Source organism: Saliniradius amylolyticus, from assembly GCF_003143555.1.
GTDB classification, from domain to species: domain Bacteria; phylum Pseudomonadota; class Gammaproteobacteria; order Enterobacterales; family Alteromonadaceae; genus Saliniradius; species Saliniradius amylolyticus.
Genome location: NZ_CP029347.1, coordinates 2257147 through 2283558, shown reverse-complemented (window position 1 = coordinate 2283558; position 26412 = coordinate 2257147). Strand labels below are relative to the sequence as shown.

Here is a 26412-nt window from a genome sequence, read left to right as displayed (position 1 = left end):
ATGGGAATGAGTTTAAATTATCTGACCTTCGAGCAGCCAATTGCTGAGCTGGACGCAAAAATTGAAGAGTTAAGGTTGGTCAATCAGGGCGGCGAATTTGATGTCGGTCTGGAAGAGGAAATTACTCGTCTGAAAGAGAAAAGCGCAGAGCTGACCAAGAAGATCTTCAGTGATCTGGGCGCCTGGCAGGTATCACAATTGGCTCGTCACCCCCTGCGTCCCTATACGCTGGACTATATCCCCCGTTTATTCAGTGAGTTTGATGAGTTGGCAGGCGACCGCGCCTTTGCCGATGACAAAGCTATTGTCGGCGGTTTGGCGAAGCTGGATGAGCAGCCGGTGATGGTGATTGGTCATCAAAAAGGACGGGATACCCAGGAAAAGGTGAAGCGCAACTTCGGTATGCCGAAGCCTGAGGGGTATCGTAAAGCCTTGCGTCTGATGCAGATGGCCGAGCGTTTTAACCTGCCTATTGTGACCTTTATCGACACGCCGGGCGCTTATCCGGGCGTGGGTGCCGAGGAACGTGGTCAGAGTGAAGCCATCGCCCGTAATCTTAAAGAAATGGCCGAGCTGGACGTACCGGTGATCTGCACCGTCATCGGCGAGGGGGGGTCCGGTGGTGCCCTGGCCATTGGTGTGGGTGACAGGGTGAACATGTTGCAGTACTCCACCTACTCGGTAATTTCGCCGGAAGGCTGCGCTTCTATCTTGTGGAAAAGCGCCGATAAGGCGCCGCTGGCTGCAGAAGCCATGGGTGTCAGCGCCGGGCAAATCAAAGAGCTGGGCCTTATCAATGCTATCGTCGACGAGCCTTTAGGTGGGGCCCATCGCGATTATGAAACCATGGCTGGCAACCTCAAGGCTGTGTTGAAACAACAGTTAGCGCAGTTGCAGAAGCTGGACAAGAGCGAGCTTAAATCCCAACGCTATGACCGGCTGATGTCCTTCGGCTACTGCTAATTAAGAGCCTGATTATTTTTTATCTTCGTCTCTGTTGAGAGCGAAAATGATTCAATCAAGGTGCGAGGGCCGCGTTGCGGCCTTTCTATTATGAGTCTCTATCACGAACTTATCGCCGGAATGACAGAGGTGCTTGAGTGCAATGAACCTCAGGTCCTTGCTGTGGGTTATAGTGGTGGGGTGGACTCCCAGGTGCTGTTGCACCTGCTGGCTCAGACTCGTAAGCACTATCCTCAACATCGTTATCTGGCCGTGCATATTCATCATGGTTTAAGCCCTAATGCCGATAGCTGGTTGGCTCATTGTCAGTATTGGGCAGAGCAGTGGCAGTTTGAATTTTATTATCGTTGCGTTGAGTTATCCAATCAATCCCGCTCTAGCCTTGAAGCCGAAGCACGAACGGCTCGCTACCAGGCTTTTGATGCACTTCTGCCTGCAAAAACCCATGTGTTACTGGCCCAGCATCAGGATGACCAATTGGAAACGGTGCTGCTGCAGCTCAAGCGTGGCGCTGGCCCTAAAGGGCTGGCCGGTATGCCTGAACACGGCAGACGCGGTGAATTGTTTTTACACCGGCCATTATTAGGCTCCAGCCAGGCGGCAATTCTCGCCTACGCCCATGAACACGGACTGACCTGGGTGGAAGATGAATCCAATAGTGACCCAGCCTACGAACGCAATTTCTTGCGTCAGGAAATTCTGCCACTGATGACGGAGCGTTGGCCGCAGTTGGCTGCCACAGTTGCGCGCAGTGCCGAGCTCTGCGGCGAACAGCAAGCCTTGCTGGATGATCTTGCCGATGAGCTGCTCAAGTCGCTACAACTTGCGACGGAGCAGCTTGATGCCCAGGCACTCAGAACATTACCAGAGGCCAAGCGCAATCTGGTTATCCGTCGCTGGTTGGAGAAGCTCAGTGTGCCTATGCCGCCCCGACATCTTTTACAACGTCTGGAACGTGAATTACTTGGCGCTGCCGACGATGGGATGCCTTGCCTGGCGTGGCAGGATTATCAGTTACGGCGTTTTCAGCAGCGCCTGTATTGTTGTCCGCGTACTGAGCCACCCCGACCATGGGCTCATTCCTGGAACGGAGCGGAGGCTTTTCGGTTACCCGATGGACGGCTTATTCAGGTCACGACCGACACGGACGAGCCGGGTGTGGCTCAGGTGGTACTGGACCGATACGCGGAAGTTGGACAAGGTACCTTAAATCAGTCTTTTAAGCCTCAAGGCAGCCCCCGTAGCAAGCCGCTAAAGCAATGGTTTAAGTTGTGGCAGCTGCCGCCGTGGGAGCGCTCTCAGTGTGTATGGCTACGCAAAAATGGCCGTATCCTGGCGCTCTGGGGACGGGGATGGGTGAAGCAGGCTGATATTGAGCCGGGCCAGGCCACCTTGCCGGTTGTTGTCCGTCAAGGCGGCAAGGAACTGTCTTAAGCGGCAGAGGCTTGCCGCCAAAGTCGTTTAACGGTGTTTCTCTCGGTACAGAGCCTTGTCGGCCCGGTGCAGTAGCCTCCTGGCATCGTCATCGTCGCTTAACAGGCTAAAGCCGATGCTACAGGTAAGCTTGTGCTTGCTGAGGATTGGCTGAGACTGCATATTGTGGCGAATCCGCTCTGCCACCGATTCCAGAGTTGCGGCCTTATCATCGTCCACCAGGCAACAGAATTCATCGCCGCCGAGGCGGAAAGCCTGATCTGTGCCCCGTAAGCTGACGCGAATCGCGCTGGCAAGTGCAACCAGTACCGTATCCCCCTCGCAGTGCCCATGGGTATCATTGATTTGTTTAAATTTATCCAGGTCTAGTACTAATAAGCCAAACGCCTTCCCATCGCGTTCAGCCCTGTGCATAAAGGTGTTAATGCTGTCATCGAAATGAGCCCGGTTGCCTAAGCCGGTGAGGTGGTCACGCCTGGCCAAATGCTTAAGCCGCTCCTGTTGCAGCATATGCTGCAAAGGCAATCTCACCGTCTCATGCAGCACACCCAGCAAGCTGCGTTGCCAGACTGACAGAGGTTCAAGAACGCCGTAACGAAGGCTGCACTCACTTTGAGTCGACTCCTCACATGGGAAGTCCAGATAGCGCAGTGACGGACGTGGCCGCCCAGAGCGAACGGAGCTCTCGGCACTGATAAGTTCGACGGACTCGATGGCCAGCCAACATTGAAGCTCTTGAAAAAAATCGTTGATCAGGCTCTGAGTATCGGTGGCCGCAAGCAGTGTTTGCAGCAGAGCTAGACGGTGGCTGTCTGTAAGGACTTCCCGATTAGTACTGAAAGTAAAAAAGCCCTGTGCAACTGTGTTATCGTTAGCTGGGATGAGTTGTTCCAAGTGATCCCCCCGTCAGAAAACTGACTTTTTGACTGACTACTTATGATTTACTTGGAATAAAGCAATAAGCGTGCCTAAATTGGTCTCACTCGGATAACAGGGGTAACATGGAACAAAATGTTGTCAATATCCTACTGTTAATGACGGTGGCGGTGTTAGCGGTCTGGTCTTTTCGTCGGGTTCAGCTCCCGCCCATTCTGGCTTACCTGGTCACCGGTATAATTGCGGGCCCTGAAGTACTCAGTTTGTTTGAGGATGTGGAGCGCATCCATCTTATCGCCGAGCTTGGTATTGTGTTTCTGCTGTTCACCTTGGGGCTGGAATTTTCTTTGCCGAAGATGTTGGCCATGCGCAACCTGGTGTTTGGGGTTGGTGCCGGTCAGATGCTGCTGACAACCGCCTTTTTTACCGGTATTGCGTTGTTATTTGGGTTGCCGCTGACTCAGTCTATTCTAGTAGGGTCGGTCGTGGCTCTTTCCTCGACGGCCATCGTCATCAAGCAATTGAGTGAAGGGGGAGACCTCAATACCCACCGGGCACAAATGTCGGTCAGTGTTCTGTTGTTCCAGGATTTGGCCGTGGTGCCGCTGTTAATTGTCATCCCTCTACTGGCCGGCTCCGGCGGAGACAGTTTAACCATCGCTATCTCCATGGCGGTTGTTAAGGGAATTTTGGTGATCGCTATTCTGTTTGCTGTCGGTAAGTGGTTACTACCGAGAGTGTTCAGTGAAGTTGCGAGAACTCGTACCGACGAGCTGTTTGTGTTAACCGCGATATTAGTGACCCTACTGGCTGCGGGGATGACCTATTCATTCGGTTTATCCATGGCGCTGGGGGCCTTTCTGGCGGGCATGATGCTCAGTGAAAGCCAATACCGCTATCAGTTGGAAGCCGACATCCGACCGTTTCGCGACATCCTGATGGGACTCTTTTTTATTACTATTGGCATGGCATTGCCGCTGGCACCTCTGGCAGACAATGGTCACTGGGTGTTGCTAACGGTGGCGGGTGTCATGGTAGCCAAAGTGGTGTTAATTCGTATTGCAGCCTGGATCTTTAAGGCACCTAAGGCCGATGCCTGGGCGGCGGGCATTAAGCTCTGTCAGTTAGGTGAATTCAGTTTTGTGCTTTCATCGCTGGCCACCACTCAGGGTTTATTCTCTCAGGAACTGAACGCTTTTATTGTTTCGGTAGGAGTGATCAGCATGTTGATGACACCTTATTTGATAAAAAATAGTCGCCGGTTTGCACTCAACCTGACGCAGAGTGGTCCAGTGGACGATGACCTGTTGCCGGACGCCGAAGGCAAATATCAGGACCACGTACTGATCCTCGGCTTTGGCCGGGTAGGACAGTCGGTTAGCCGGATGCTCAGTGTGGAAGAGGTTCCGTATGTGGTTATCGACGTGGATCCCATGCGGGTACAAGAGAGCCGCAACGCCGGGGAGCCGGTATACTATGGCGACTGTTGCAGCAAGGATGTACTCGCGGCAGTGGGCTTCGATAAGGCCAAGATGGCAATTGTTACGTTCGACGAGCATGCCAGAGCCCTTCGGGTACTGAATACCTTCCAACAACTCAATCCTCAGCTGCCCGTGGTGGTGAGAACCCGTAAAGACTATCGCATGGAGGAGCTCTACCAAGCCGGGGCATCGCAGGTGGTCCCGGAAATTCTGGAAGGCAGCTTGATGTTAGTGTCTCAGGTGTTGCACTTATCCGGTATTCCCATGCGCCGGATCCTTAAGCGGGTGCGCGAAGAGCGTAAGGGACGCTATAACCACCTGCATGGCTTTTACCCCGGGGAAACGACTGAGGTCAACTACGAGAGTCAGAGTAAGCTGGAGTTTTTGCATGCGGTGATTTTAAGCGCCGATGCCTGGGCAGTGGGTAAAACGTTGGGTGAAGTCAATTTACCGGGGTTGCGGGTGAAGCTGAAAGGCTTAAGGCGTGACAATCAGACTCTACCAGAACCCGGCCCGGATACGCGACTGCTGGCTAATGATGTGTTGGTGATCTCGGGCAAGCCACGTCGAGTCGAGCGGGCCGAGCGGCATATGCTGGAAGGTCATTAGCATTACGCAGCTGGCCACAGCCTACAACTCCAGAAACTGGCGAATCTCATCGCGCCGGTTTACCCCGTCCCGATAGCCAATGTTAATGAGCTGCTGGCAGAAAGCCCCTTCAAACAATAAGTAGCTGAGCAAGCTGGACTCTTTATCCGGCTTGATGCCCAGCAGTTTCATCAGTGCGCGTATGCCCATCGGCAGACTTTGATAGTAGTCACTGGCAATGGCGTTAAGGTTTACCGTTGGGTTAATCACCAGGCATTCCACTCGCTTTAGCTGAGTCTGCTGACGTTCCTTGTGACTAAGCAGCGACAGGGTATGGTTAATGCGGTACAACCGTTCCAAATCCGAGTGTAGCGTATCGGCGAAAATGGTATCCAGCAGGTGGCCCGCTATCATGGCGCTACTGGGGTGACCAGATTTGATATTAGGGGCCGACTGGGGTTGCTCAACACCGACTACCAGAATGCGCTCTGCGCCCAGGTGAATAGGAGCACTGAGAGGCGAGAGCTGATGGATAGAGCCATCCCCAAAGTAGTCTTCGTGCAGTCGGATGGTGGGAAATACCAAGGGAATGGCTGCCGAAGCCATCAGATGTTCGGTGTACAAAGTGGCCTTTACTCCACGCCGTTGAGCGCGATGCCAGGGCTCCAAATCAGACGCTCCCTGAAAAAAGCTGAAGGACTCTTTGTGGGCATAGCTGGATGCGGTGACACAGATAGCCCTGAGTTGGCGGCGCAGGATGTTGCGATCGATACGTGAAAAGTCCAGAGTCTGGTGCAGTAATTCCCGTAATGGCTGGTTATTAAGCAGGCTGGAAGGGTGCCTGGGAACCTGATCCGAGCGCCAGTTTTGTAACTGGTTGCCGAGGAGGTGACCGAATACGGGCAGCAAATGGCTCTGGTAGACCTGCTCGGTGTGAAAGTTTTTCCAGACCCATTCCAGTTTCCGCACACCCAAATGGTAGCAGGAGGCAAAACAGGCCATGGCCGTCGCATTAATGGCACCGGCTGAGGTGCCGCAGATAACCGGGAAAGGAATAGGGTGGTTGCGGGGCAACAACTCGGTGATAGCTTTTAACACCCCCACCTGATAGGCGGCCCTTGCACCACCGCCGCTGAGCAACAGAGCAAACTGGTTACGCTGGATCATTGAGGCCTGTTGAGGTCGATGGTCATGCCTTCTGCGGCTGCAAACACGGTTAATTCGGCTCCTCCAAGCTTAACCACGTCGTGGCAATGTTGCTCAATGGCGCGAATATCCTGGTCGGTGCGATCGTGATCATGGCTGTATAACGCTAACCGTTTCGCATTGCAGGCCATCGCGAGCTTGACGGTTTCTTCGGCGACCGAATGTCCCCAGCCCGATTTTGTGGGCATGTCGGTTTGCAGGTATTGGGCATCGTGAATGATGATGTCCGCGTCTTTGGCAAATTCGACCCATTGTAAAAAGTCGGTGTGTTTGTTGTGGGGCGGATAAAGTTCATTGTCGGTAATGTAAGCCAAGCGCTTCCCATCAGCCTCAATAAGATAAGAGCTGCCACTGCCAGGGTGATTCATGGCTTGAGTAGAAACCGTTGCTGAACCTATCTGTCTGTTCTCGCCACGGTTAATCCGGGGCAGAATCTGAATCACGGACGGCAGGCTGTGGTGGTCCACCGGAAAGGTGCTGCCATTCATCTGTCTTAGCACGGCATCGTCTTGTTGTTGGAACGCGGTACAGCCAGGGGTAATAAAAATTTTCCGGTCGGACTGAAAAATAGGGGCAAAAAACGGAAAGCCCTGGATATGATCCCAGTGGTTGTGGCTGAGTAGCAGGTGAATATCACTGTCCTTACTGACCAGATGGGTGCCCAGGCGCTTTATGCCCGTGCCGGCGTCCAGCACGATGTCAGTGCCGTCGTTCAGTTCAATATGAACACAGGCGGTATTACCGCCGTATTCGATAAAGTCTTTGCCGGGGGCCGGGATGGAGCCGCGCACACCGTAAAAGGTTAGTTTCATAATCGCTCAACCGCTTCCGCTACGGTTAGTGTAGCTGAATACCATGAATTTATGGCTCTGGGATATGCCCTATCTCAAGTCAGTGTATCTTGCTTGAGGTAGGACTCACAAGCTTATTGAACAAGCGGGCACGTGAGATGTGTCTGGAGGACTTGCCTGGAAAGACTAAGTGATTCGGCCGCCAGGTTTGGCGGCCGCTGAAAAGTCAGAGTTTGTGAATAAAGTCTAGCACCTGCTCCAATGGCAGAGACTGCTTCTCACCACTTTGACGGTTTTTGTACTCCACCTGATTTTGATCCAGGTTGCGCTCACCGATAACGATCTGATGGGGAATCCCCAATAGCTCCATATCGGCAAACATCACTCCGGGGCGTTCCTTGCGATCATCGAAAAATACATCCACGCCGGCATCCCGTAACTGACGATACAGGCTTTCGGCGGCATCTTTGATGCGATGAGACTTATGCATATTCATGGGGATCAATGCCACACGGAAGGGGGCAATAGCGTCGGGCCAGATAATGCCGAACTTGTCATGATTTTGTTCAATGGTGGCGGCAACGATGCGGGAAATACCGATGCCGTAACAGCCCATATTCAGGGTCTGATGTTTACCCGATTCGGTCAGTACGCCACAGTTCATGGCCTTGGAATATTTATCCCCCAGTTGGAAGATATGGCCCACTTCAATGCCGCGCTTGATTTCCAGTTCACCCTTGCCATCCGGCGATGCATCACCGGCAACCACATTGCGAAGGTCAGCGCTCTTTGGCAGCGGCAGGTCCCGCTCCCAGTTGATATTAAAGTAATGTTGACCGTCCTGATTGGCTCCGGCGCCAAAGTCGGCCAGCACTGCGACACTGTGGTCAATGATCACCGGCAGGTTCAGATTAACCGGCCCCAAGGAGCCTGGTCCTGCGCCTATTTCAGCGCGAATCTGCTCCTCAGTGGCAAATTCTAAGGGACTGGCTACCTCAGGCAGTTTCTCGGCTTTAATTTCGTTGAGCTGATGGTCGCCGCGGACTATTAGGGCTACATAGCCGGCGTCGATGTCCTCAGATGCTTTGACTATCAAGGTCTTAATGGTTTGTTCTATGGGTAACCCGAACTGCTCGACTAACTGCTCAATGGTCTTAGCATCTGGTGTGTCCACCAGTTTCATTTCGGCGCTCGGTGCCGGGCGTTCGGCGCTTGGAGCCAGCGCTTCGGCCAACTCCACGTTGGCCGCGTAGTCAGACTGGTTGCTAAAGGCAATGGCGTCTTCACCAGACTGGGCCAGCACATGGAATTCATGTGACACGCTACCGCCAATGCTGCCGGTATCGGCGATTACCGGACGGAAATCCAGGCCGATACGCTCAAAGATATTACAGTAGGCCTGGAACATACGCTCATAGGTCTTGTTCAGGCACTCGTCGCTGAGGTGGAAAGAGTAGGCGTCTTTCATCAGGAATTCCCGGCCACGCATCACGCCAAAGCGCGGGCGCACCTCGTCGCGAAACTTGGTTTGCACCTGGAACAGGTTAATGGGCAACTGCTTATAGCTACTGATTTCCCGGCTGACCAGGTTAGTAATGACTTCTTCGTGAGTCGGGCCAAGCAGGAAATCGCGTTGATGGCGATCTTTGATTCGTAACAGCTCCGGGCCGTATTCTTCCCAGCGGCCGGACTCCTGCCACAAGTCGGCAGACTGCACCATTGGCATCAGCACTTCTATGGCGCCAGCTCGTTCCATCTCATCACGTACGATGGCGGAGACTTTATTCAGCACCTTAAGGCCCGTCGGAAGCCAGGTATACAAGCCTGAAGCCAGCTTCCGGATCATACCGGCTCTGAGCATCAGCTGGTGGCTGATGACCTCGGCATCGGCCGGGGTTTCTTTTTTGGTAGCTAGTAAATAGTGACTACTGCGCATAGATAGTATGAACTCATAAGCTATGGAGGCCATTAAGGACCGTTATCGATATGTAGGCCCTGGGCATCACCTGACTGAAAATTGGCGCCATTCTATCAGCACCTTGTGGGGGGCTAAAGTTCTGTAACTGCTATTTTTGCCCTTTTATGACGAAATCTCCCGTCTGTCGTTTAAATCTAGTACTAAAACCTGTCCATCCACCACTTGCCAGCGCACATTCATCCCTTGCAGAGACACTCCGTAGATGCGTGCAGAAGACGCCTGTTTTTGATAAGCCGGCCTGGGGTCCTGAGCCAATACCTGATGGACTAAGCGTCTGAATTCTTCGGAGTGTTGCGACAGCTGTTGTTGCGCCTCTGGAGTATAGTTCACCGCTAATTCGGTTGCCGGTGGGGTGTGGGCAAAACCACCATGGGCGTTGTCTATGGCATCCGCGTAGGGGATATAGGGCTTGATATCAATGATCGGCGTACCATTGACCAGATCAGTGCCGCATACCTTCAACATTGGCTTACCGTCGACCGACTCCAGAGCCTGTAATGCGACCACTGACATTCCCAGTCCATTTGGGCGATGGCTGCTGCGTGTCGCAAAAACACCCAGTTTGTCGTTACCACCCAGACGAGGAGGGCGCACCAAAGGCTTCCAACCCCGTTCCACGGCTTGGTGAAACTGAAAAATCAGCCACAGGTGACTGAACTGCTCAATGCCCCGGAAACAGTCCATTTGATTATAGTCACCGGAAAAACGAATGGTGGCAGGAGTGTCTGCAAGGCCTGGCTGCCGCGGCACGGCAAACTTTTCGTCGTAGGGTGTTTGAATGGTGCCGATAGGCTCGATCTGCATGATAGCGTCGGTATTGGTTGTCATCTTTTGCAACATTTTGACTGGCTTTTGTCATTATTACTACACACTTGAGTGTTAACTTAGTGACTCTTGTCGTTCCCAACTGCAAGATGATTCCCTGTTTGCCCGCCTTCGTGCGGGCTTTTTATTTTATAAACTGCTTGATTTTACTGCGGATGTTCCTATATCACTGGAGCATCTAATTGATCATCAAAGGAAGCTTATGATCTCGGTAACCAATCTTTGTAAGCAGTTTGGTGAGGTTAATGCCGTCAATAACCTCTCCTTTACCATCCAGCCCGGAGATGTGGTGGGCTTTCTGGGACCCAATGGGGCGGGCAAGTCCACCACCATGAAAATGCTCACTGGCTTCTTGGCACCAACGTCCGGTGAAGTGCGGATTTTGGAACATGATCTGGCTGAGTCCCGGCAGCAAATTCTCAAACATATCGGCTATCTGCCAGAAGGGGCGCCTGCCTACGGGGATATGACCGTGATTCAGTTTCTGGATTTTGTTGCCAATGTGCGCGGTTTAAGTGGTGAGCACAAAAAGGCGCGACTCAAAGCCGTGGTACAAAAAGTGGAACTGAACGAGGTTCTCACTCAGACTATCGAGACTCTGTCTAAGGGCTTTAAGCGTCGCGTCGGTTTGGCACAGGCGCTGCTGCATGAGCCCGATATCCTGATTCTGGATGAGCCTACCGATGGACTGGACCCAAACCAGAAGCACCAGGTCCGGCAGTTAATTCAGGACCTGTCTAAAGACAAGATTGTCATCATCTCTACCCATATTCTCGAAGAGGTGAGCGCGGTGTGTAACCGAGCCATGATCATTGCTGACGGCAAGCTGTTGTTCGATGCCACCCCAGCCGAGTTACAGCAGCGGTCGCGTTATCATAAGGCCGTCACCCTGCATTTGGCCGATACCAATAACATTGAGCCCTTAACATCTATAGATGGAGTTGCAGATGCCGAGGTCGATGAGCACACCGGTCGCGTCACGTTGTTTGCCGAGTCGGGTATTGAACTCATGCCCAGAGTCACCGAGGCCATCAAGGCCCATCAGTTGAAGGTGGATTTGCTCTATCAGGAGCAGGGTCGGTTGGATGATGTATTTAGGCAGATGACTGCCGGGGAGGCCGCCTGATGAATAATTTACAAGCGATTGTAAAACGAGAGTTAACCAGCTTTTTTGCCACGCCTGTGGCCTATGTCTTTATCTTGATTTTTTTGATGCTCAGTGGTGTGTTTACGTTCTATATCGGCAATTTCTACGAGCGGGGGCAGGCGGATCTGATGCCGTTTTTTAATTTTCACCCCTGGCTGTACCTGTTTCTCGTGCCCGCCATTGCTATGCGCTCCTGGGCTGAAGAACGTAAGTCCGGCACCATTGAGCTGCTGATGACCCTGCCTATCACCACCTGGCAGGCCGTCCTGGCCAAATTTATTGCTGCCTGGCTGGTGCTGGGACTGGCATTGGTGCTGACATTCCCCTTGTGGCTGACAGTCAACTATCTGGGAAATCCGGATAATGGTGTGATCCTGGCTGCCTATCTGGGCAGTTGGCTGATGAGCGGTGCCTTTCTGGCCATTGGTCTGTGCATGTCGGCACTCAGTCGTAATCAGGTCGTGGCCTTTATCCTCGCGATTGTTGTGTGCTTCTTATTCGTGCTAAGTGGCAGCAATATTGTACTGGATGCCTTTACTGGCTGGTTACCCACCATTTTGCTGGATACCCTGGCGTCTTTCAGCTTTCTGACCCACTTCGAGGCGATGGCAAAGGGAGTCATTGCGTTAAATGATGTGGGTTACTTCGTTATCGTGACCTTGGTATGGCTCTACGGCAGCTTTATTGCCATTGAGCAGAATAAAGCGGGGTAATAGGGATGATAAAGAATCTAAAAGCCTACGCGGTTGGACTGTTGTTGCTACTGGTGCTGATTACACTGGTGATGGTTAACAATCAGATATTGGATGAGACCCGTTTGGATCTGACCGAAAATCAGGTGTACTCCTTATCTCAGGGCAGTGTAGAGATACTGGAACAGCTGGAAGAACCGGTGCATCTATACTATTTCTTTTCCGATTCGGCCTCTGAGGGGATGACCGGACTGCGCAATTATGCCAACCGAGTGGAAAGTCTCTTGAAGGAATATGTGTCGGCTTCAGAAGGTAAGCTTATCCTTCATAAAATCGATCCTGAGCCGTTTTCTGAAGCCGAAGATCGAGCCAGCCGTTTCGGCCTGACCGCGGCCTCCATCGGTCCTGCGGGCGAGGCGGTGTACTTCGGTTTAGGCGCTCGCAATACGCTGGATGATGAGGCTCAGATCCCATTTTTTGATCCCCAGCAGGAAGAGCTATTGGAGTATCAGCTGACTAAGCTGATCTATCAGCTGAGCGACCCTGAGCCGGTGCAGGTGACCCTGCTAACCGATGTGGCTATTAATGGCGGACAAAACCCCATGACAGGGCAGCGCCAGCCAGCCTGGACCGCGTTCGAGCAACTACAACAGTTGTATAATTTGACGGTGATCGGCGCTGACGCCAAGAGCATCCCCGAGCAAACCGATGTACTGGTGGTGTTGCACCCACAGGGATTCAGCGACAGTTTGATGTTTAGCATCGACCAATATGCGTTGGCCGGAGGTCGGGTGCTGGCATTTGTGGATCCTCACCATGAATCCGACCCCATGGCTGCCATGGGTGGCGCTAATCCATCGGAGTTTGGCCCCTTACTGCAAAGCTGGGGTGTCAGCCTGAGCGATGAGGTGGTGTTGGACGGTACCGCAGGACTGGAAATCCGCACTGCGACAGGCTCACAACGTCATTTAGGGTATCTGGGGCTGGGTGAGGCCGAGATCAGTGATGAGGATGTAATTACCCAGAGCCTGGAGCTGGTCAATGGTGCCTCTTTTGGCGCACTGACACAATTGGAGCAGGCCCAATCCCAATGGGAGCCTTTGTTATTGAGTACCGACAATGCGTCGCTGCTGGCCGCCTCTGAGTACGCTACCACCCGTGATGTGGTGAAGCTTGGACGCGCTTTTAGTCCTGACTCCGAGGTGAAAACCCTGGCTGCGCGTATTTCGGGCAAGGCGCACAGTGCGTTCGACAAGGCGCCCGAAGGGATGGACGTTGACAGGCCGCTGGATGAAACCGACTCGCTGAATGTGATTCTGGTTGCCGACAGTGATCTGCTAAACGACCGCTTTTGGGTCAGCAAGAGTCAGTTTTTCGGCCAGAGCATAGTCACGCCCTTTGCCAATAATGGTGATCTGCTGGTCAACGCCGTTGAAAATCTCGGCGGCAGCGATGCATTGATCAGTATTCGCAGCCGCGGCACCTATTCGCGACCTTTTACGGTAGTCGAAGAATTAACGGCCCGAGCGGAGCAGACTTTCAGGCAGCAGGAGCAGCGTCTGCAACAGCAACTGCAGGAGACCGAGCAGAAGCTGGCTCAACTTCAGGGACAGCAGAGCGAGACAGGGGCTTTGGTGCTTAACCCAGAGCAACAGCAGACACTGGATGAGTTTACCGAGCAGCGCATTGAGATACGTCAGCAACTCAGGGAAGTTCGCCACAAGCTGGACAAAGACATTGAGCAGCTGGGCAGTTGGCTTAAGTTTATCAATATTGCACTGGCGCCCTTATGCTTGGTGTTGATACTGGCAGGTGTTGCGCGCCTGACACGAAGAAACGCCAAGGAGGTGTTGTCATGAATCGCCATATTGTGATTCTGGCCCTGATCGCGGCTTTTGCGGCGGTGATTGGCCTGTCTCTGGATAGTGGTTCATCAACGCAGTCTCAGTCCGGAGAATTATTGCTACCTGGCTTGAAGCAGCATGCCGATAAGGTGCAGTCGATTACGTTGGAGCGGGCTCAGGGAGACAGTATTCGGGTAAAGCGTCAGGGACAACAGTGGCTGATGACCAGCCACGGTGACTATCCGGCAAATGCCGGCAAGCTTTCTGAATTACTGACACAACTGATACAGGCCACTCAGGTGCAAGCCAAGACACGCCGCGAGTCGGCTTATCACCGGCTGGGGCTGAAGTCTATTGAGCAACAGGACAGCATGGCAAGGCGCCTGACCTTAAGCGCAGGCGAGCAACAGTGGCAATTGCTGGTGGGCAATCAGCCTGCCTCGGGGTATGGGCAATATGTGCGCCTGGTCGGGCAGTCCCAAAGTTGGCTTGTTGATCGGGCCATTGAGCTACCAGCGATGGCCCAGGAGTGGCTGCAACAACCGATTCTGTCTCTGAACGTACAGCAGGTCCGTGCCGTTGAGCGGCCCGGCGATAGTGGTTGGAAGATCTATAAGGCCAATCCTGAGCAAGGGGAATTCTTGCTAACAGAATTGCCAGAGGGACGGGAGTTGAAATATGCCTCGGTATTAAACAGTCTGCCTCAGAACCTGACCCAGCTTAATTTCGAGCAGCAGTGGACGCAGGCCTCTTTTGACAGAACTCTCGGGGAACTGCAGACAACTCTCAATGTGAGCTTGTTTGACGACACCAGCCTGACGCTGAAGTTATTTCAGAGCCAGGAGCAGTATTTTTTGCAGCTTGAGTCTGAACAGCTAGACGGTGTCTGGCAGGACCGGGTTTATGCCATATCCGGCTTTACTGCGCGGCAACTGAACAAGCTGAAAGAGGACTTCTTAAAGCCGCTACCTAAGCAAGACGCCCCCGAGGATGAGCCATCAACGCCAATGGAGGAGGGCGAGGCTCCGGGCTAAAGGCTTAACATTTAGCCTGACGATGACAGTCGGCCAGGCACTTTTCGAAGAAGCTCGCCTGTAACTGGCGGGCTTTTTTTATGTTGCGCTTGGGAATGTTGTCGGGCTGGTTGTAATTCGCCAGCGCTTCACTGAGCTGAGCTTCTCTGAGTATATGTAACACCGGATAAGGCGCACGGTTGGTGTAGTTTGCCGCATCCTGTTCTTCCAGACCATCGAAGCAGTATTGGGGGTGGAAATGGGCCAACTGATAGGTGCCCTCATATCCAGCCCTGATAAGTGCTTGTTCGCCTTCATTAATCAAATGCAGAAAATCATCGAAATCCGCAAAGCCGACATCAAAGATAAGTAAGGTAGTGCTGGTGTCAGCGTGGCTATCCAGACGTTCACATTCGTCTAATAAACTATCGATGGCAGAGGTTGTGCTGCAGGTGCTGGAGAGCGTATAGCAAATCCGTTGCTTTTGGACCTCTGGGCGGGCAAAGGGGCAGAAGTTCTGCCCCACGACCACTTGTTCGACCCAGTGCTTAACGGCACCGATCGCGTCGTTATCGGTCACTGATTAGAGCCTGAATGGAATTTTACGTAGGACTCCAGGGTATTTTCGATCAGGCTGGCGACCGTCATAGGGCCGACACCACCGGGGACAGGGGTAATCCAGCCCGCTCGTTCGGCTGCTGGTTCAAACTCAACGTCCCCGGCCAGAGAACCGTCATCCAGGCGGTTAATGCCCACATCAACCACTATGGCGTTGGGCTTGATCCATTCACCGGGTATAAAGCCCGGTTTGCCAACAGCGACTACCAGCAGGTCAGCCCGCTGAACATGGGATTTCAGGTCCTGGGTAAACTTGTGACAGACCGTGGTGGTGCAGCCTGCGAGCAATAACTCTAACGACATTGGGCGTCCGACGATGTTGGACGCGCCCACGACCACTGCATCCATGCCCTTAATTGGGCGCTTAGTGGACTCGATCAGTGTCATGATGCCTTTAGGGGTGCAAGGTCTGAGCGCCGGAATACGCTGGGCCAACCGGCCAATATTGTAAGGATGAAAGCCATCCACATCCTTGGTAGGGTGAATGCGCTCCAATACTCGCTCGGCATTCAGTCCTGCGGGTAAGGGTAATTGCACGAGTATGCCATCGATGCTGTTGTCTTGATTCAGTTTATCCACTAACGCCTCTAATTCCTGCTGAGAGGTGGTGGCTGGCAAATCATAGGCCTTGGAGGTAAAGCCGACTTCTTCACAAGCCTTGCGTTTACTGCCGACGTACACCTGAGACGCGGGGTCGGCCCCTACCAGTATTACTGCCAGGCCTGGCGCGCGGCGACCAGACTGAGTAATTGAAGAGACATGGGTGGCCACATTCTGGCGCAATTGTTTGGCAATCTGTTTTCCGTCAATAATCTGTGCAGGCATGAGAATGGATATCCGTTAGGCATCAATTAACAAAGGGGTATTGTCACATGAAGCTGTGATGACGGGCAATTGACATTCACGTTATTAAACTCGGCAAGATCATTTTAAACCGCAAAGACGAGTGAATTGTGCCGTTTTGTGTTGGGTTGGCTGGATTTTTAGACGTCTTGAGTTAAATTTGACCACTCGAGCGGCTAAAGTAAAAAAGTGTTTGACGCTCTATACCCAAGTCAGTAATATTCGCACCCCGTAACGGCGAGGGTCGTTACCGAAAAATATGTCGGTGAGTAGCGCAGCTTGGTAGCGCACTTGTTTTGGGTACAAGGGGTCGCAGGTTCAAATCCTGTCTCACCGACCATTTTTTCAATGCCTGTTTACACTGATTCGACCGGGCGCCCGTAGCTCAGCTGGATAGAGCAACGGCCTTCTAAGCCGTGGGTCGCAGGTTCGAATCCTGCCGGGCGCGCCAGCGAATCGGCAGTGCAACAGCATCACCTATGGTGGGCGTAGCTCAGTTGGTAGAGCCCCGGATTGTGATTCCGGTTGTCGTGGGTTCAAGTCCCATCGTCCACCCCATTCCTTCGATTCCGTTTTTATTCCTTCTACTGCGCTTGTTTCACTCGTTAATTTTACATTTTTATCCTGCCTTCTCTGGAATTGAGTTTCCGCTGCCGCTATAATGCTGCGTCTTTTTTTAAGCAGGCCACATCCGCCCGTGACACGCGCTTACGGCAATGGGATTAAAGGTGGCAGTAAATCAATGCGTTATGCGCAAAGTTGAGGTATGAGAATGCAAGTTTCTGTAGAGACTGAGGGTTTAGAACGCCGTCTTACCATCACTGTTCCGGCTGAGTCTGTGGACGCCGCAGTGAAATCCCGTTTACAACAATTGGCGAAAACTCAGCGTATCAATGGCTTCCGCCCCGGCAAGGTTCCGGTTAGCGTGATTAAAAAGCGCTTTGGTCAGGCGGTTCGTCAGGAAGTGGCTGGCGATGTGATGCAGCGTAATTTCTACGAAGCCATCATGCAGGAGAAACTGAGTCCTGCCGGCATGCCAAAGTTCGAAGCGACTAAAGACGAAGATGGCCAGGACCTGGAGTTCGTAGCGTCTTTTGAGGTTTATCCGGAAGTGGAGCTGAAAGACTTAGATAAGATCGAAGTCGAGAAGCCTCAGGTTGATATCAAAGACGAAGACCTGGATAACATGATGGATACCCTTCGCAAGCAGCACGCCAGCTGGAAGGAAGTAAAGCGCAAGTCTAAGAAAGACGACCGCGTGACCATCGACTTTGTTGGCACCATTGACGGTGAAGAGTTTGAAGGCGGTAAAGCCGAAGATTTCCAGTTGGAGATGGGTCAGGGCCGTATGATTCCCGGTTTCGAAGATGCCATCGTTGGTGCCAAAGCAGGGGAAGAAGTGGAAGCCAATGTGACTTTCCCTGAGGACTACCATGCCGAAGCGCTGAAAGGGAAGAATGCCAAGTTCGCGGTTACCGTGAAAAAGGTGGAGCAGCAGGAACTGCCAGAAGTGAACGATGAGTTTGCCAAGCTGTTCGGCGTAGAAGATGGCGGTGTTGACGCATTGCGTGACGAAGTTCGCAAAAACATGCAGCGTGAGCTGGACCAGGCTCTGAAGAATCAAGTGAAAGAGCAAGCTATCAACGGCTTGGTTGAAAATAACGAGATTGACCTGCCTGAGGCCCTGGTAGACCAAGAGATCGACGCACTGCGTAAACAAGCGATGCAGCGTTTCGGCGGTCAGCAAGGCGCGAATATGCCTGAGCTGCCCAAAGAGCTGTTCGAAGAAAACGCCCGCAAGCGTGTTTCTGTTGGTCTGCTGTTAGGCGAAGTGATCAAGCAGAACGAGCTTAAGGTGGACGAAGCCAAAGTGGATGAGTTGATAGAGACCACGGCGTCGGCTTACGAAGATCCTCAGGAAGTGATCGAGTATTACAAGAACAACCAGGAAATGATGCAACAGATGCAGAATGTGGCTCTGGAAGAGCAGGCCGTTGAATGGTTGCTAGATAATGCCAAAGTAAAAGACGTCGAGAAGTCTTTTGACGAAATCATGAACAAGCAGGGTTAATTTCCCAGCCTTGGATTGACTTCAATACTTGCCTACTGATTAAATGCTCGGTAATTACCGGGCATTTTTTTATTTGATAGAAGAGAATCTATGCATAACGAGTCTTTTGACCCTATGAATGCGCTGGTCCCCATGGTGGTGGAGCAGACCTCAAAAGGTGAGCGTTCTTACGATATCTATTCACGCCTGCTGAAAGAGCGGGTTATCTTTATGGTGGGACAGGTTGAAGACCATATGGCCAACCTGATCGTAGCTCAGATGTTGTATCTGGAGTCGGAGAACCCCGATAAAGACATCTTCTTATACATCAACTCGCCGGGGGGCTCGGTGACTGCCGGTATGTCGATTTACGACACCATGAACTTTATCAAGCCGGATGTGAGTACCGTATGTGTGGGACAAGCCGCCAGTATGGGAGCTTTCCTGCTGTCGGCCGGGACTAAGGGGAAGCGCTATTGCCTGCCCAACTCCCGGGTGATGATCCATCAGCCGCTGGGCGGGTATCAGGGACAGGCGTCGGATATTGAAATTCACGCCAAAGAAATCCTGTCTATCAAAGAAAAACTGAATCGATTGTTGTCTGAACATACGGGTCAAGATTATGACACCGTAGCCGAAGATACAGATAGGGATCGTTTTATGAGTGCCGATGACGCCAAAAACTATGGATTGGTGGATCAGGTACTGGCGAACCGGGAACAAGCCTTAAAGGGCGAGTAATAACTAACAAACCCGTATCAATGGGCTAAATTGTTAGTATTAGCAGATCATTTAGAGGTAAGCGATGAGTGACAAGCAAGGCGGAGAAGGCGACAACAAGCTGCTGTATTGCTCTTTCTGCGGCAAGAGTCAGCATGAAGTACGTAAATTGATAGCCGGCCCCTCCGTATTCATCTGTGATGAATGTGTGGATCTGTGCAACGACATCATTCGTGAAGAGATCAAAGAAATCGCGCCCAAGCAGGCTAAAGAGGCCTTGCCGAAGCCAAGCGAAATTCATGCTCACCTGGATGGCTATGTCATCGGTCAGGAGCATGCCAAGAAAGTTCTGTCAGTGGCCGTCTACAACCACTACAAGCGTTTGCGTAACGGCGATGTGCATGAAGGTGTGGAACTGGGTAAGAGTAATATCTTGCTGATAGGCCCCACCGGTAGTGGTAAGACACTATTGGCCGAGACGTTGGCGCGTTTCTTGGATGTGCCATTCACCATGGCAGATGCAACCACACTAACCGAAGCCGGTTATGTGGGGGAAGACGTGGAAAACATCATCCAGAAGCTACTGCAAAAGTGCGATTACGATGTGGAAAAAGCCGAGCGCGGCATTGTCTACATTGATGAGATCGACAAAGTATCTCGTAAGTCTGAGAATCCGTCGATCACTCGCGACGTTTCCGGCGAAGGTGTGCAGCAAGCGCTGTTGAAACTTATCGAAGGTACAGTGGCCTCGGTTCCGCCGCAAGGCGGGCGCAAGCATCCACAGCAGGAATTCCTGCAAGTGGATACCTCGAAAATTCTGTTTATCTGCGGCGGCGCGTTCGCTGGGTTGGATAAAGTGATCGAGCAGCGAGCACTTACCGGCACCAGTATCGGATTTGGCGCCGAGGTACGCAGCACTGATAACCGCGAGACCGCCAGCGAGTTATTCCGTAAGGTAGAGCCTGAGGATTTGATCAAATATGGTCTGATCCCTGAGTTTATTGGTCGCTTGCCGGTGGTTACCTCATTAGAAGAGCTGGACGAGGAAGCGCTGGTTCAGATTTTGCGGGAACCTAAAAACGCACTGACCAAACAGTATGGTGCCCTTTTCGCCATTGAAGACGTAGAGCTGGAGTTCCGCGACGATGCCTTGCACGCGATTGCTCGTAAAGCAATGGAGCGTAAGACAGGCGCACGGGGCTTGCGCTCCATTGTGGAGGGGATCTTGTTAGAAACCATGTATGACCTGCCCTCAGAAGAGGAAGTCAGTAAGGTGGTCATCGACGAGTCCGTGGTCAAAGGCGAGTCCAAGCCCATCCGGATTTATGATAATGCCGGCGATAAGAAAGCCGCTTCTGAATAATGCTAAGGCCCGCTTGTCGGGCCTTTTTTGTACGGGTGGACAACGAGAGGCCGGCACCCGATTGAACTTACGGCCTCCCATCCCCATATAACTCTCAATTTGCACAATCAGAGAACGAATTATGACAACAGAGCGAGTCGATCCCGTTGAATTGCCCGTTTTAGCCTTGCGGGATGTGGTGGTTTATCCCCATATGGTGATCCCTTTGTTTGTTGGCCGTGAAAAGTCGATTCAGAGCCTGGAGGCGGCCATGAACGACGATAAACAGATCTTTCTGGCGGCCCAGAAAGACGCCAACACGGACGACCCACAGAGCGATGATATATACACCGTTGGTACCATCGCCAGTATTTTGCAGATGCTGAAGCTGCCGGACGGCACCGTTAAGGTCTTGGTCGAGGGCAGTGTGCGCGGTGAAGTACAGACCTACCTGCAGTCTGAGGATTATTTTGTTGCCGAAGTGAACCAGAAGGCTGATGAGCCTTTGTCTGAGGCAGAACAGGAAGTGTTGATTCGCTCCGCAGTGTCGCAGTTCGAGGGCTATGTCAAACTTAACAAGAAGATTCCCCCAGAAGTGCTCACATCCTTAAACGGTATCGAGGATGCCGCTCGCCTTGCTGACACTATGGCGGCGCATATGCCACTGAAGCTGGAAGAGAAGCAAAAAGTTCTGGAAATGGACAGGATTAATGAGCGTCTCGAGTATCTGATGGCGCTGATGGAAAGCGAAATTGATTTGCTGCAGGTGGAAAAGAAGATCCGCAGCCGGGTCAAAAAGCAGATGGAAAAGAGCCAGCGTGAGTATTATCTCAACGAACAGATGAAGGCGATCCAGAAAGAACTGGGTGAAATGGATGATGCGCCGGACGAATTTGAAGCTCTTGCCAATAAGATCGACGAAGCCAAGATGCCTGAAGAGGCGAAGGAAAAAGCCACGGCCGAACTGCAAAAGCTTAAGATGATGTCACCCATGTCTGCCGAAGCGACGGTGGTACGTAGTTATATCGACTGGTTGGTGTCGGTGCCCTGGAATAAACGCAGCAAGGTGAAGAAAGATCTGGCCCGCGCTGAGCAGGTACTGGACGCCGACCACTATGGTCTGGAGCGCGTCAAAGAACGCATTATTGAGTACCTGGCGGTGCAGCAGCGGGTACGTAAGCTGAAAGGCCCTATCCTATGCCTGGTAGGACCGCCGGGGGTGGGTAAAACCTCGTTGGGTCAGTCTATTGCCAAGGCCACCGGGCGTAAATACATTCGTATGGCCTTAGGTGGCGTGCGTGATGAAGCGGAGATTCGTGGCCACAGGCGTACTTATATCGGGTCACTGCCTGGTAAGTTGATTCAGAAGATGGCCAAGGTGGGAGTGAAGAACCCGCTGTTCTTGCTGGATGAAATCGACAAGATGTCGGCGGATATGCGCGGCGATCCGGCTTCGGCATTGCTGGAAGTGTTAGACCCAGAGCAAAACAGTACCTTCAGTGATCACTATCTGGAAGTGGATTATGACCTGTCCGATGTCATGTTTGTGGCCACTTCTAACAGCATGGAGATCCCGGGTCCGTTATTGGATCGGATGGAGGTGATCCGCCTTTCCGGTTATACCGAGGACGAAAAGCTCAATATTGCCCAGCGTCATCTGATTGAGAAGCAGATGAAGCGTAATGGCCTGAAGAAAGGTGAGCTGGTGATCGACGAATCCGCCATCATCGGCATTATTCGTTACTACACCCGAGAGGCCGGAGTGCGCAACCTGGAGCGGGAGATTTCCAAGGTTTGTCGTAAGGCGGTGAAAAATATCCTGCTGGATAAGACGCTGAAGAAGGTGGAGGTGACTCAGGATAACCTCAATGATTATCTGGGCGTGCGCCGTTATGACTACGGTAAGGCAGATAAGGACAATCGTATCGGTCAGGTGACCGGTCTGGCGTGGACTCAGGTCGGTGGTGACTTACTGACAATCGAAACCGCTTCCGTGCCAGGTAAGGGCAAAACCACCTTTACCGGCTCTTTGGGCGATGTGATGCAGGAGTCCATTCACACTGCCATGACGGTAGTGCGTAACCGGGCCAAGATGCTGGGGATTAACAACGACTTCTATGAGAAGCGTGATATCCACGTGCATGTGCCTGAAGGCGCCACCCCGAAAGACGGCCCTAGTGCTGGTATTGCTATGTGCACGGCGCTGGTATCGACTCTGACCGGCAACCCGGTGCGAGCCGATGTGGCGATGACCGGTGAGATTACCCTGCGCGGTGAGGTGCTTACCATCGGCGGTTTAAAAGAAAAGTTGCTGGCGGCACACCGGGGCGGCATCAAGACCGTCGTCATACCTAAGGATAATGAACGGGATCTGGAGGAGATCCCGGATAACGTCAAACAGGATTTGGATATTCATCCGGTGCAATGGATAGACGAGGTATTGGAGTTGGCTCTTGAGCATAATCCGGCCGGTTTTGAGCCTGTAGATACTGATGGCAAGGCTCTTGAGGCAAAAAAATAGCCCTCAGAGAGTATTTTTGCGGGATTTTTTGTTTTTGGGGCTTTTCACATGCCCCAAATGTGGTAGGCTTGGTTCAACTCCTCGCTATCCCTTGCCATATAAGGGGTGAGCACTTTGGAGTCGGTCTAAAAATTTACCGTAACTGGCTTGCACTCACAAAACAGGCCTGTTATAACAATTTCGCAACATTTTGCGGGATAAAGAAAAAATAAAAACCGAAGGGGATGATATTGTGAATAAATCTCAACTGATCGACAAGATTGCAGCTGGTGCCGATATTTCTAAAGCGGCTGCAGGTCGCGCGCTGGACGCTTTTACCGACGCAGTTACTGAAGCTCTGAAAGACGGTGACCAGGTTGCCCTGGTTGGCTTTGGTACTTTCCAGGTTCGTGAGCGCGCTGCTCGCACTGGTCGTAACCCTCAAACGGGTGCAACGATTCAGATCGCTGCGGCTAAAGTACCTTCTTTCAAAGCCGGTAAAGCACTGAAAGACGCCTGCAACTAAGAAAACGTTCAGTCTGAATTTTAAAAAGCGATGCATTGCCATCGCTTTTTTTATGTCTGAAGCCAGTGGATCTTTTCCCTAGAAAACGGGTTTAGGTTATAATCCGCGCTCGTTTAAGGGGAGCCACCGGCTCTTGGCATCGAATCCGGAGTAAAGAAGTCACAATGTTAGAAAGAATCAGAGAAGGATCACAGGGTTTCTGGGCCAGAGCGATCCTGGTATTAGTGATCTTAACCTTTGCCCTGGCTGGCATCGGCAGCTATCTGACCACAAACACCGATCAACCTGTTGCGGCGGTAAATGGTACAGAGATCACCCAATCTCGCTTAGAGCAAGCTTACCAAAATGAGCGTGCTCGGATGGAGCAGCAATACGGCGATGCTTTCAGTCAGTTAATGAGTGATAGCGATTACATGAAAAACTTTCGTCGTAACCTGCTAGACAGACTGGTGGCCGAGACCCTAATGGAGCAGACCGCCCGGGACATGGGGCTGAGAGTGAGCGACGAAGAGATTAAGCAGTCCATTCTTGCCATGCCGGAGTTTCAGGTGGGCGGTAGCTTTAACAACGACCGCTATCTTGCCGTACTGCGTCAATCTGGCCTGCAACCCAGCGGCTTTCGCGATCTGATGCGTAAGGACATGACCCGCCGGCAGTTGGTCGAGGCGGTCATGGGTACCGAGTTTGTGCTCGAAGGGGAAGCCCGGCGCTTATTACAATTGCAGCAGCAGACGCGTGACCTGGCTTATGTGACAGTGCCAGCGGAGCAATTCAAGGATGCGGTCTCGGTGTCTGAGCAGGAAGTGGCTAACCATTATCAAACCAACCTGAGCCAATATGACACACCGGAAAAAGTGGCTCTGCGTTACGTGACTCTCTCCATGGAGCAGCTGGCGGGGGATATTGATGTGACTGAGGAAGAGCTTAGTAGCTATTATGAGCAGAACCAGTCTCAGTATCGCAGCGAGAAACAGGTGCGTGCCGCCCATATTCTTATTGAGTTTGGTGATGATAAGTCCGATGCTCAGCAACAGGCTGAGTCTTTGCTGAAAGAGTTGGAGCAAGGCGCTAGCTTTGCTGATTTGGCTAAGCAGCACTCTGCCGATACCTTTAGTGCTGAGAATGGCGGTGATCTGGATTGGTTTGGTCGTGATGTAATGGCGCCTGAGTTTGAACAGGCAGCTTTTGCCCTAGAGAAGGGACAGGTCAGTGACGTGGTGGAAACCGAGTTTGGCTTCCATTTGATCAAGGTCACCGACATTAAACCCGAGCAGGTTCAGGAACTGGCTGAGGTGAAAGACGAGGTTAAACAGGCGGTGCAGGAGCAAAAAGCCGAACAACGTTTCTATGACCTTCAGCAAGAAATGGCTCAGGTGGCCTTCGAAATGCCGGATAACCTTGACGAAGTTGCTGCCATTGCCGGACAGCCCATTGAAACGACCAAGTTGTTCAGTCGTGCCGACGCTCCGGAGCCAATCAGTCAGGCTTCCGTTCTAGAGCGAGCCTTTTCAGCGGAGTTAGTTGAAGAACGGGTCAACAGCGATATTATCGAACTGGACGATGGTCAGATTCTGGTATTGCGGGTGGATGACTATCTGCCAGAGCGTACCAAGGCTCTGGAAGAAGTTAGTGATGAGATTCGCGAGAACCTACTGGCCGAAAAGGCTCAGCAGGCAGCACTGGATTGGACTGAGTCCCTGATTTCGATGGAAGCTGAAGCGCGTCAGCAGCAATTGGCTGAAAAGGGACTGGAGTGGCAACAACATCAAAACGTTGCTCGCCAAAACGGCGAGGTGGCCCCTTCGATCGTCAATACGGCATTTAGCCTGTCTCCTGAAGCAGACCAGAACCTGGATGTTGCGACTGTCCAGGAAGGCGCTGCTCTGGTGAAGTTGAATCAGGTGCATCAGTCACAGGCCTCTGATGAGCAGATGCTGTCGATGATTCGTGAGCGTCTGGCAGGCCAGAAAGGGCAAACCACTTACTCGGCGATGATTGAAGCCTTAAAGGCGAAGGCAGACATCGAGTACTATCAACTGTCAGAGGACAGCTAAACTGACCTTCTGGGACTGAGCCTCCTGGCTCAGTCCTGCTTTACCTTCCCCAGGTAGTAACGCCTTTCTATTCTATACCGCAAGAAAATTTCTAATTTGGCATAAGCCTTGCATTTTATTTGACATCGTTCTCCAACAGTCAAGAATTTGTCATGGATAAAATGCTTTATATTGCCGCCAGCGGAGCCAAGCAAGACTTGCATGCGACCCAGCTGCGAGCCAATAACCTGGCTAATGCACAGACTACGGGCTTTAAGGCCCAGTTGGAGCAAGCCCGTGCCATGCCCGCCTTTGGCGAGGGGCTCCCCACTCGTGTGTTTGCCATGACCGAGAGTCCGGGGTCCGATATGGAAGGCGGCGCCATGATCAAAACCGACCGTGATTTAGACATTGCCATCCAGGGTAAAGGTTGGTTCAGCGTTCAGGACCAAAACGGTGAAGAAGCCTATACCAGAGCCGGCAATCTGAAGTTGTCTGCTCAGGGTGTGCTGGAAGATGGTCACGGTAATATGGTGATTGGTGATGCTGGCCCGGTTGTCGTGCCTTTGCCTCTGGACAAGTTTCAGATAGCCAATGACGGAACCATATCTATACGGCCCAGAGGCGCACCTGAAGATGTGTTGGTTCAGGTCGGTCAGATTAAGATGGTGAACCCTGGCGATGATGTCATGGAGCGAGGGAAAGATGGTTTATTCCGCTTGAAGAGTGGAGATGTGGCCGATGTTGATCCTAATGTGTCTTTACGCTCGGGCATGCTAGAGGGCAGCAATGTCAACACGGTCGAAGAAATGGTGAGTATGATCAACCTGCAGCGTCATTATGAGATGCAGGTGAAATTAATGAAGCAGGCCGAAGACTTGGATCAGCAGGGCAATATGCTGATGCGGATCCTTTAACGGGCTGACTGAATAACTGGAGGTA

21 protein-coding genes and 3 tRNA genes are annotated in these 26412 nt (G+C 52.2%); 17 read left to right on the top strand and 7 right to left on the bottom strand.

Going from position 1 to position 26412, the window contains the following annotated elements; all coding sequences use genetic code 11:
* The first annotated feature begins 6 nt into the window (after nucleotides 1–6).
* Nucleotides 7–963, top strand: a complete 957-nt coding sequence (gene accA, locus HMF8227_RS10640; protein ID WP_109340153.1) for an acetyl-CoA carboxylase carboxyl transferase subunit alpha — start codon at nucleotides 7–9, stop codon at nucleotides 961–963.
* 90 nt (nucleotides 964–1053) lie between these two features.
* Complete coding sequence (gene tilS / locus HMF8227_RS10635; protein ID WP_109340152.1) at nucleotides 1054–2397, top strand: tRNA lysidine(34) synthetase TilS; 1344 nt, start codon at nucleotides 1054–1056, stop codon at nucleotides 2395–2397.
* A 27-nt stretch (nucleotides 2398–2424) separates the two neighbouring features.
* On the opposite strand, the gene HMF8227_RS10630 is transcribed toward tilS, so the two are convergent.
* Nucleotides 2425–3291 carry a GGDEF domain-containing protein gene (locus tag HMF8227_RS10630; protein WP_109340151.1) on the bottom strand — a complete coding sequence of 289 codons (867 nt, stop codon included), beginning with the start codon at nucleotides 3289–3291 and terminating at the stop codon, nucleotides 2425–2427.
* Between the two features lie 107 nt (nucleotides 3292–3398).
* Between HMF8227_RS10630 and HMF8227_RS10625 the strand changes: the two genes are divergently transcribed.
* On the top strand, nucleotides 3399–5363 hold the full coding sequence (locus tag HMF8227_RS10625) for a monovalent cation:proton antiporter family protein (protein ID WP_109340150.1): 1965 nt from the start codon (nucleotides 3399–3401) through the stop codon (nucleotides 5361–5363).
* A gap of 21 nt (nucleotides 5364–5384) precedes the next feature.
* Here the strand turns inward: HMF8227_RS10625 and HMF8227_RS10620 are convergent, their stop codons facing one another.
* The 4 genes from HMF8227_RS10620 to tsaA all read right to left on the bottom strand — a co-directional run bounded on the left by HMF8227_RS10620 (nucleotide 5385) and on the right by tsaA (nucleotide 10145).
* A complete protein-coding gene (locus tag HMF8227_RS10620; RefSeq protein ID WP_109340149.1) occupies nucleotides 5385–6509 on the bottom strand; it encodes a patatin-like phospholipase family protein in 1125 nt (374 codons plus the stop codon).
* Nucleotides 6506–7360: an MBL fold metallo-hydrolase gene (locus HMF8227_RS10615; protein ID WP_109340148.1), complete on the bottom strand. Its 855-nt coding sequence runs from the start codon at nucleotides 7358–7360 to the stop codon at nucleotides 6506–6508. Before HMF8227_RS10615 ends, HMF8227_RS10620 begins: the two co-directional genes overlap by 4 nt.
* 205 nt (nucleotides 7361–7565) lie before the next feature.
* On the bottom strand, nucleotides 7566–9275 hold the full coding sequence (locus HMF8227_RS10610) for a proline--tRNA ligase (protein ID WP_109341085.1): 1710 nt from the start codon (nucleotides 9273–9275) through the stop codon (nucleotides 7566–7568).
* Nucleotides 9276–9419: 144 nt separating this feature from the next.
* On the bottom strand, nucleotides 9420–10145 hold the full coding sequence (tsaA, locus tag HMF8227_RS10605) for a tRNA (N6-threonylcarbamoyladenosine(37)-N6)-methyltransferase TrmO (protein ID WP_239421285.1): 726 nt from the start codon (nucleotides 10143–10145) through the stop codon (nucleotides 9420–9422).
* Between the two features lie 199 nt (nucleotides 10146–10344).
* Between tsaA and HMF8227_RS10600 the strand changes: the two genes are divergently transcribed.
* Genes HMF8227_RS10600 through HMF8227_RS10585 form a run of 4 tightly spaced genes read left to right on the top strand, consistent with a single transcriptional unit; the run spans nucleotide 10345 to nucleotide 14859 of the window.
* Nucleotides 10345–11268 (top strand): ABC transporter ATP-binding protein, encoded by a 924-nt coding sequence (locus HMF8227_RS10600; RefSeq protein WP_109340147.1) that lies wholly within the window; start codon nucleotides 10345–10347, stop codon nucleotides 11266–11268.
* The gene (locus HMF8227_RS10595) at nucleotides 11268–12002 is read left to right on the top strand and encodes an ABC transporter permease subunit (protein ID WP_109340146.1); all 735 of its coding nucleotides are present in this window, start codon (nucleotides 11268–11270) and stop codon (nucleotides 12000–12002) included. Before HMF8227_RS10600 ends, HMF8227_RS10595 begins: the two co-directional genes overlap by 1 nt.
* Nucleotides 12003–12007: 5 nt before the next feature.
* Nucleotides 12008–13840, top strand: coding sequence for a GldG family protein (locus HMF8227_RS10590; protein ID WP_109340145.1), 1833 nt, complete (start codon nucleotides 12008–12010; stop codon nucleotides 13838–13840).
* Nucleotides 13837–14859: a DUF4340 domain-containing protein gene (locus HMF8227_RS10585; protein WP_162558575.1), complete on the top strand. Its 1023-nt coding sequence runs from the start codon at nucleotides 13837–13839 to the stop codon at nucleotides 14857–14859. The genes HMF8227_RS10590 and HMF8227_RS10585 overlap by 4 nt, the downstream gene beginning before the upstream one ends.
* A 4-nt stretch (nucleotides 14860–14863) precedes the next feature.
* Here HMF8227_RS10585 and HMF8227_RS10580 read toward each other — a convergent pair whose 3' ends face one another.
* Nucleotides 14864–15418 (bottom strand): DUF1415 domain-containing protein, encoded by a 555-nt coding sequence (locus tag HMF8227_RS10580; protein WP_109340143.1) that lies wholly within the window; start codon nucleotides 15416–15418, stop codon nucleotides 14864–14866.
* Nucleotides 15415–16281, bottom strand: a complete 867-nt coding sequence (folD, locus tag HMF8227_RS10575) for a bifunctional methylenetetrahydrofolate dehydrogenase/methenyltetrahydrofolate cyclohydrolase FolD (protein ID WP_109340142.1) — start codon at nucleotides 16279–16281, stop codon at nucleotides 15415–15417. The genes HMF8227_RS10580 and folD overlap by 4 nt, the downstream gene beginning before the upstream one ends.
* Before the next feature lie 281 nt (nucleotides 16282–16562).
* On the opposite strand from folD, the gene HMF8227_RS10570 reads away from it, so the two are divergent.
* The 10 genes from HMF8227_RS10570 (at nucleotide 16563) to flgF (ending at nucleotide 26387) form a co-directional block, all read left to right on the top strand.
* Nucleotides 16563–16639: transfer RNA gene (locus tag HMF8227_RS10570), tRNA-Pro, on the top strand.
* Nucleotides 16640–16673: 34 nt separating this feature from the next.
* Nucleotides 16674–16750: transfer RNA gene (locus HMF8227_RS10565), tRNA-Arg, on the top strand.
* Nucleotides 16751–16781: 31 nt separating this feature from the next.
* Nucleotides 16782–16857: transfer RNA gene (locus tag HMF8227_RS10560), tRNA-His, on the top strand.
* Nucleotides 16858–17071: 214 nt separating this feature from the next.
* Complete coding sequence (gene tig, locus HMF8227_RS10555; RefSeq protein ID WP_109340141.1) at nucleotides 17072–18370, top strand: trigger factor; 1299 nt, start codon at nucleotides 17072–17074, stop codon at nucleotides 18368–18370.
* Between the two features lie 90 nt (nucleotides 18371–18460).
* The gene (gene clpP, locus HMF8227_RS10550; RefSeq protein ID WP_109340140.1) at nucleotides 18461–19090 is read left to right on the top strand and encodes an ATP-dependent Clp endopeptidase proteolytic subunit ClpP; all 630 of its coding nucleotides are present in this window, start codon (nucleotides 18461–18463) and stop codon (nucleotides 19088–19090) included.
* A 64-nt stretch (nucleotides 19091–19154) separates the two neighbouring features.
* On the top strand, nucleotides 19155–20432 hold the full coding sequence (gene clpX, locus HMF8227_RS10545) for an ATP-dependent protease ATP-binding subunit ClpX (protein WP_109340139.1): 1278 nt from the start codon (nucleotides 19155–19157) through the stop codon (nucleotides 20430–20432).
* 121 nt (nucleotides 20433–20553) lie between these two features.
* Complete coding sequence (gene lon, locus HMF8227_RS10540) at nucleotides 20554–22932, top strand: endopeptidase La (protein WP_109340138.1); 2379 nt, start codon at nucleotides 20554–20556, stop codon at nucleotides 22930–22932.
* A gap of 232 nt (nucleotides 22933–23164) precedes the next feature.
* Nucleotides 23165–23437, top strand: coding sequence for a nucleoid-associated protein HU-beta (gene hupB, locus HMF8227_RS10535; RefSeq protein ID WP_109341083.1), 273 nt, complete (start codon nucleotides 23165–23167; stop codon nucleotides 23435–23437).
* A gap of 164 nt (nucleotides 23438–23601) precedes the next feature.
* Nucleotides 23602–25491, top strand: a complete 1890-nt coding sequence (locus HMF8227_RS10530) for a SurA N-terminal domain-containing protein (protein WP_109340137.1) — start codon at nucleotides 23602–23604, stop codon at nucleotides 25489–25491.
* A 152-nt stretch (nucleotides 25492–25643) separates the two neighbouring features.
* A complete protein-coding gene (gene flgF, locus HMF8227_RS10525) occupies nucleotides 25644–26387 on the top strand; it encodes a flagellar basal-body rod protein FlgF (protein WP_109340136.1) in 744 nt (247 codons plus the stop codon).
* Nucleotides 26388–26412 lie beyond the last annotated feature (25 nt).

What these genes read in the sequence shown, in the direction of transcription:
- accA (WP_109340153.1), top strand. Translation starts at nt 7, where the DNA reads ATGAGTTTAAATTATCTGACCTTCGAGCAGCCAATTGCTGAGCTGGAC.
- tsaA (WP_239421285.1), bottom strand. Translation starts at nt 10,145, where the DNA reads ATGACAACCAATACCGACGCTATCATGCAGATCGAGCCTATCGGCACC.
- tilS (WP_109340152.1), top strand. Translation starts at nt 1,054, where the DNA reads ATGAGTCTCTATCACGAACTTATCGCCGGAATGACAGAGGTGCTTGAG.
- HMF8227_RS10590 (WP_109340145.1), top strand. Translation starts at nt 12,008, where the DNA reads ATGATAAAGAATCTAAAAGCCTACGCGGTTGGACTGTTGTTGCTACTG.
- HMF8227_RS10595 (WP_109340146.1), top strand. Translation starts at nt 11,268, where the DNA reads ATGAATAATTTACAAGCGATTGTAAAACGAGAGTTAACCAGCTTTTTT.
- HMF8227_RS10620 (WP_109340149.1), bottom strand. Translation starts at nt 6,509, where the DNA reads ATGATCCAGCGTAACCAGTTTGCTCTGTTGCTCAGCGGCGGTGGTGCA.
- lon (WP_109340138.1), top strand. Translation starts at nt 20,554, where the DNA reads ATGACAACAGAGCGAGTCGATCCCGTTGAATTGCCCGTTTTAGCCTTG.
- clpX (WP_109340139.1), top strand. Translation starts at nt 19,155, where the DNA reads ATGAGTGACAAGCAAGGCGGAGAAGGCGACAACAAGCTGCTGTATTGC.
- flgF (WP_109340136.1), top strand. Translation starts at nt 25,644, where the DNA reads ATGGATAAAATGCTTTATATTGCCGCCAGCGGAGCCAAGCAAGACTTG.
- HMF8227_RS10625 (WP_109340150.1), top strand. Translation starts at nt 3,399, where the DNA reads ATGGAACAAAATGTTGTCAATATCCTACTGTTAATGACGGTGGCGGTG.
- HMF8227_RS10530 (WP_109340137.1), top strand. Translation starts at nt 23,602, where the DNA reads ATGTTAGAAAGAATCAGAGAAGGATCACAGGGTTTCTGGGCCAGAGCG.
- HMF8227_RS10610 (WP_109341085.1), bottom strand. Translation starts at nt 9,275, where the DNA reads ATGCGCAGTAGTCACTATTTACTAGCTACCAAAAAAGAAACCCCGGCC.
- clpP (WP_109340140.1), top strand. Translation starts at nt 18,461, where the DNA reads ATGCATAACGAGTCTTTTGACCCTATGAATGCGCTGGTCCCCATGGTG.
- tig (WP_109340141.1), top strand. Translation starts at nt 17,072, where the DNA reads ATGCAAGTTTCTGTAGAGACTGAGGGTTTAGAACGCCGTCTTACCATC.
- HMF8227_RS10615 (WP_109340148.1), bottom strand. Translation starts at nt 7,360, where the DNA reads ATGAAACTAACCTTTTACGGTGTGCGCGGCTCCATCCCGGCCCCCGGC.
- HMF8227_RS10600 (WP_109340147.1), top strand. Translation starts at nt 10,345, where the DNA reads ATGATCTCGGTAACCAATCTTTGTAAGCAGTTTGGTGAGGTTAATGCC.
- folD (WP_109340142.1), bottom strand. Translation starts at nt 16,281, where the DNA reads ATGCCTGCACAGATTATTGACGGAAAACAGATTGCCAAACAATTGCGC.
- HMF8227_RS10585 (WP_162558575.1), top strand. Translation starts at nt 13,837, where the DNA reads ATGAATCGCCATATTGTGATTCTGGCCCTGATCGCGGCTTTTGCGGCG.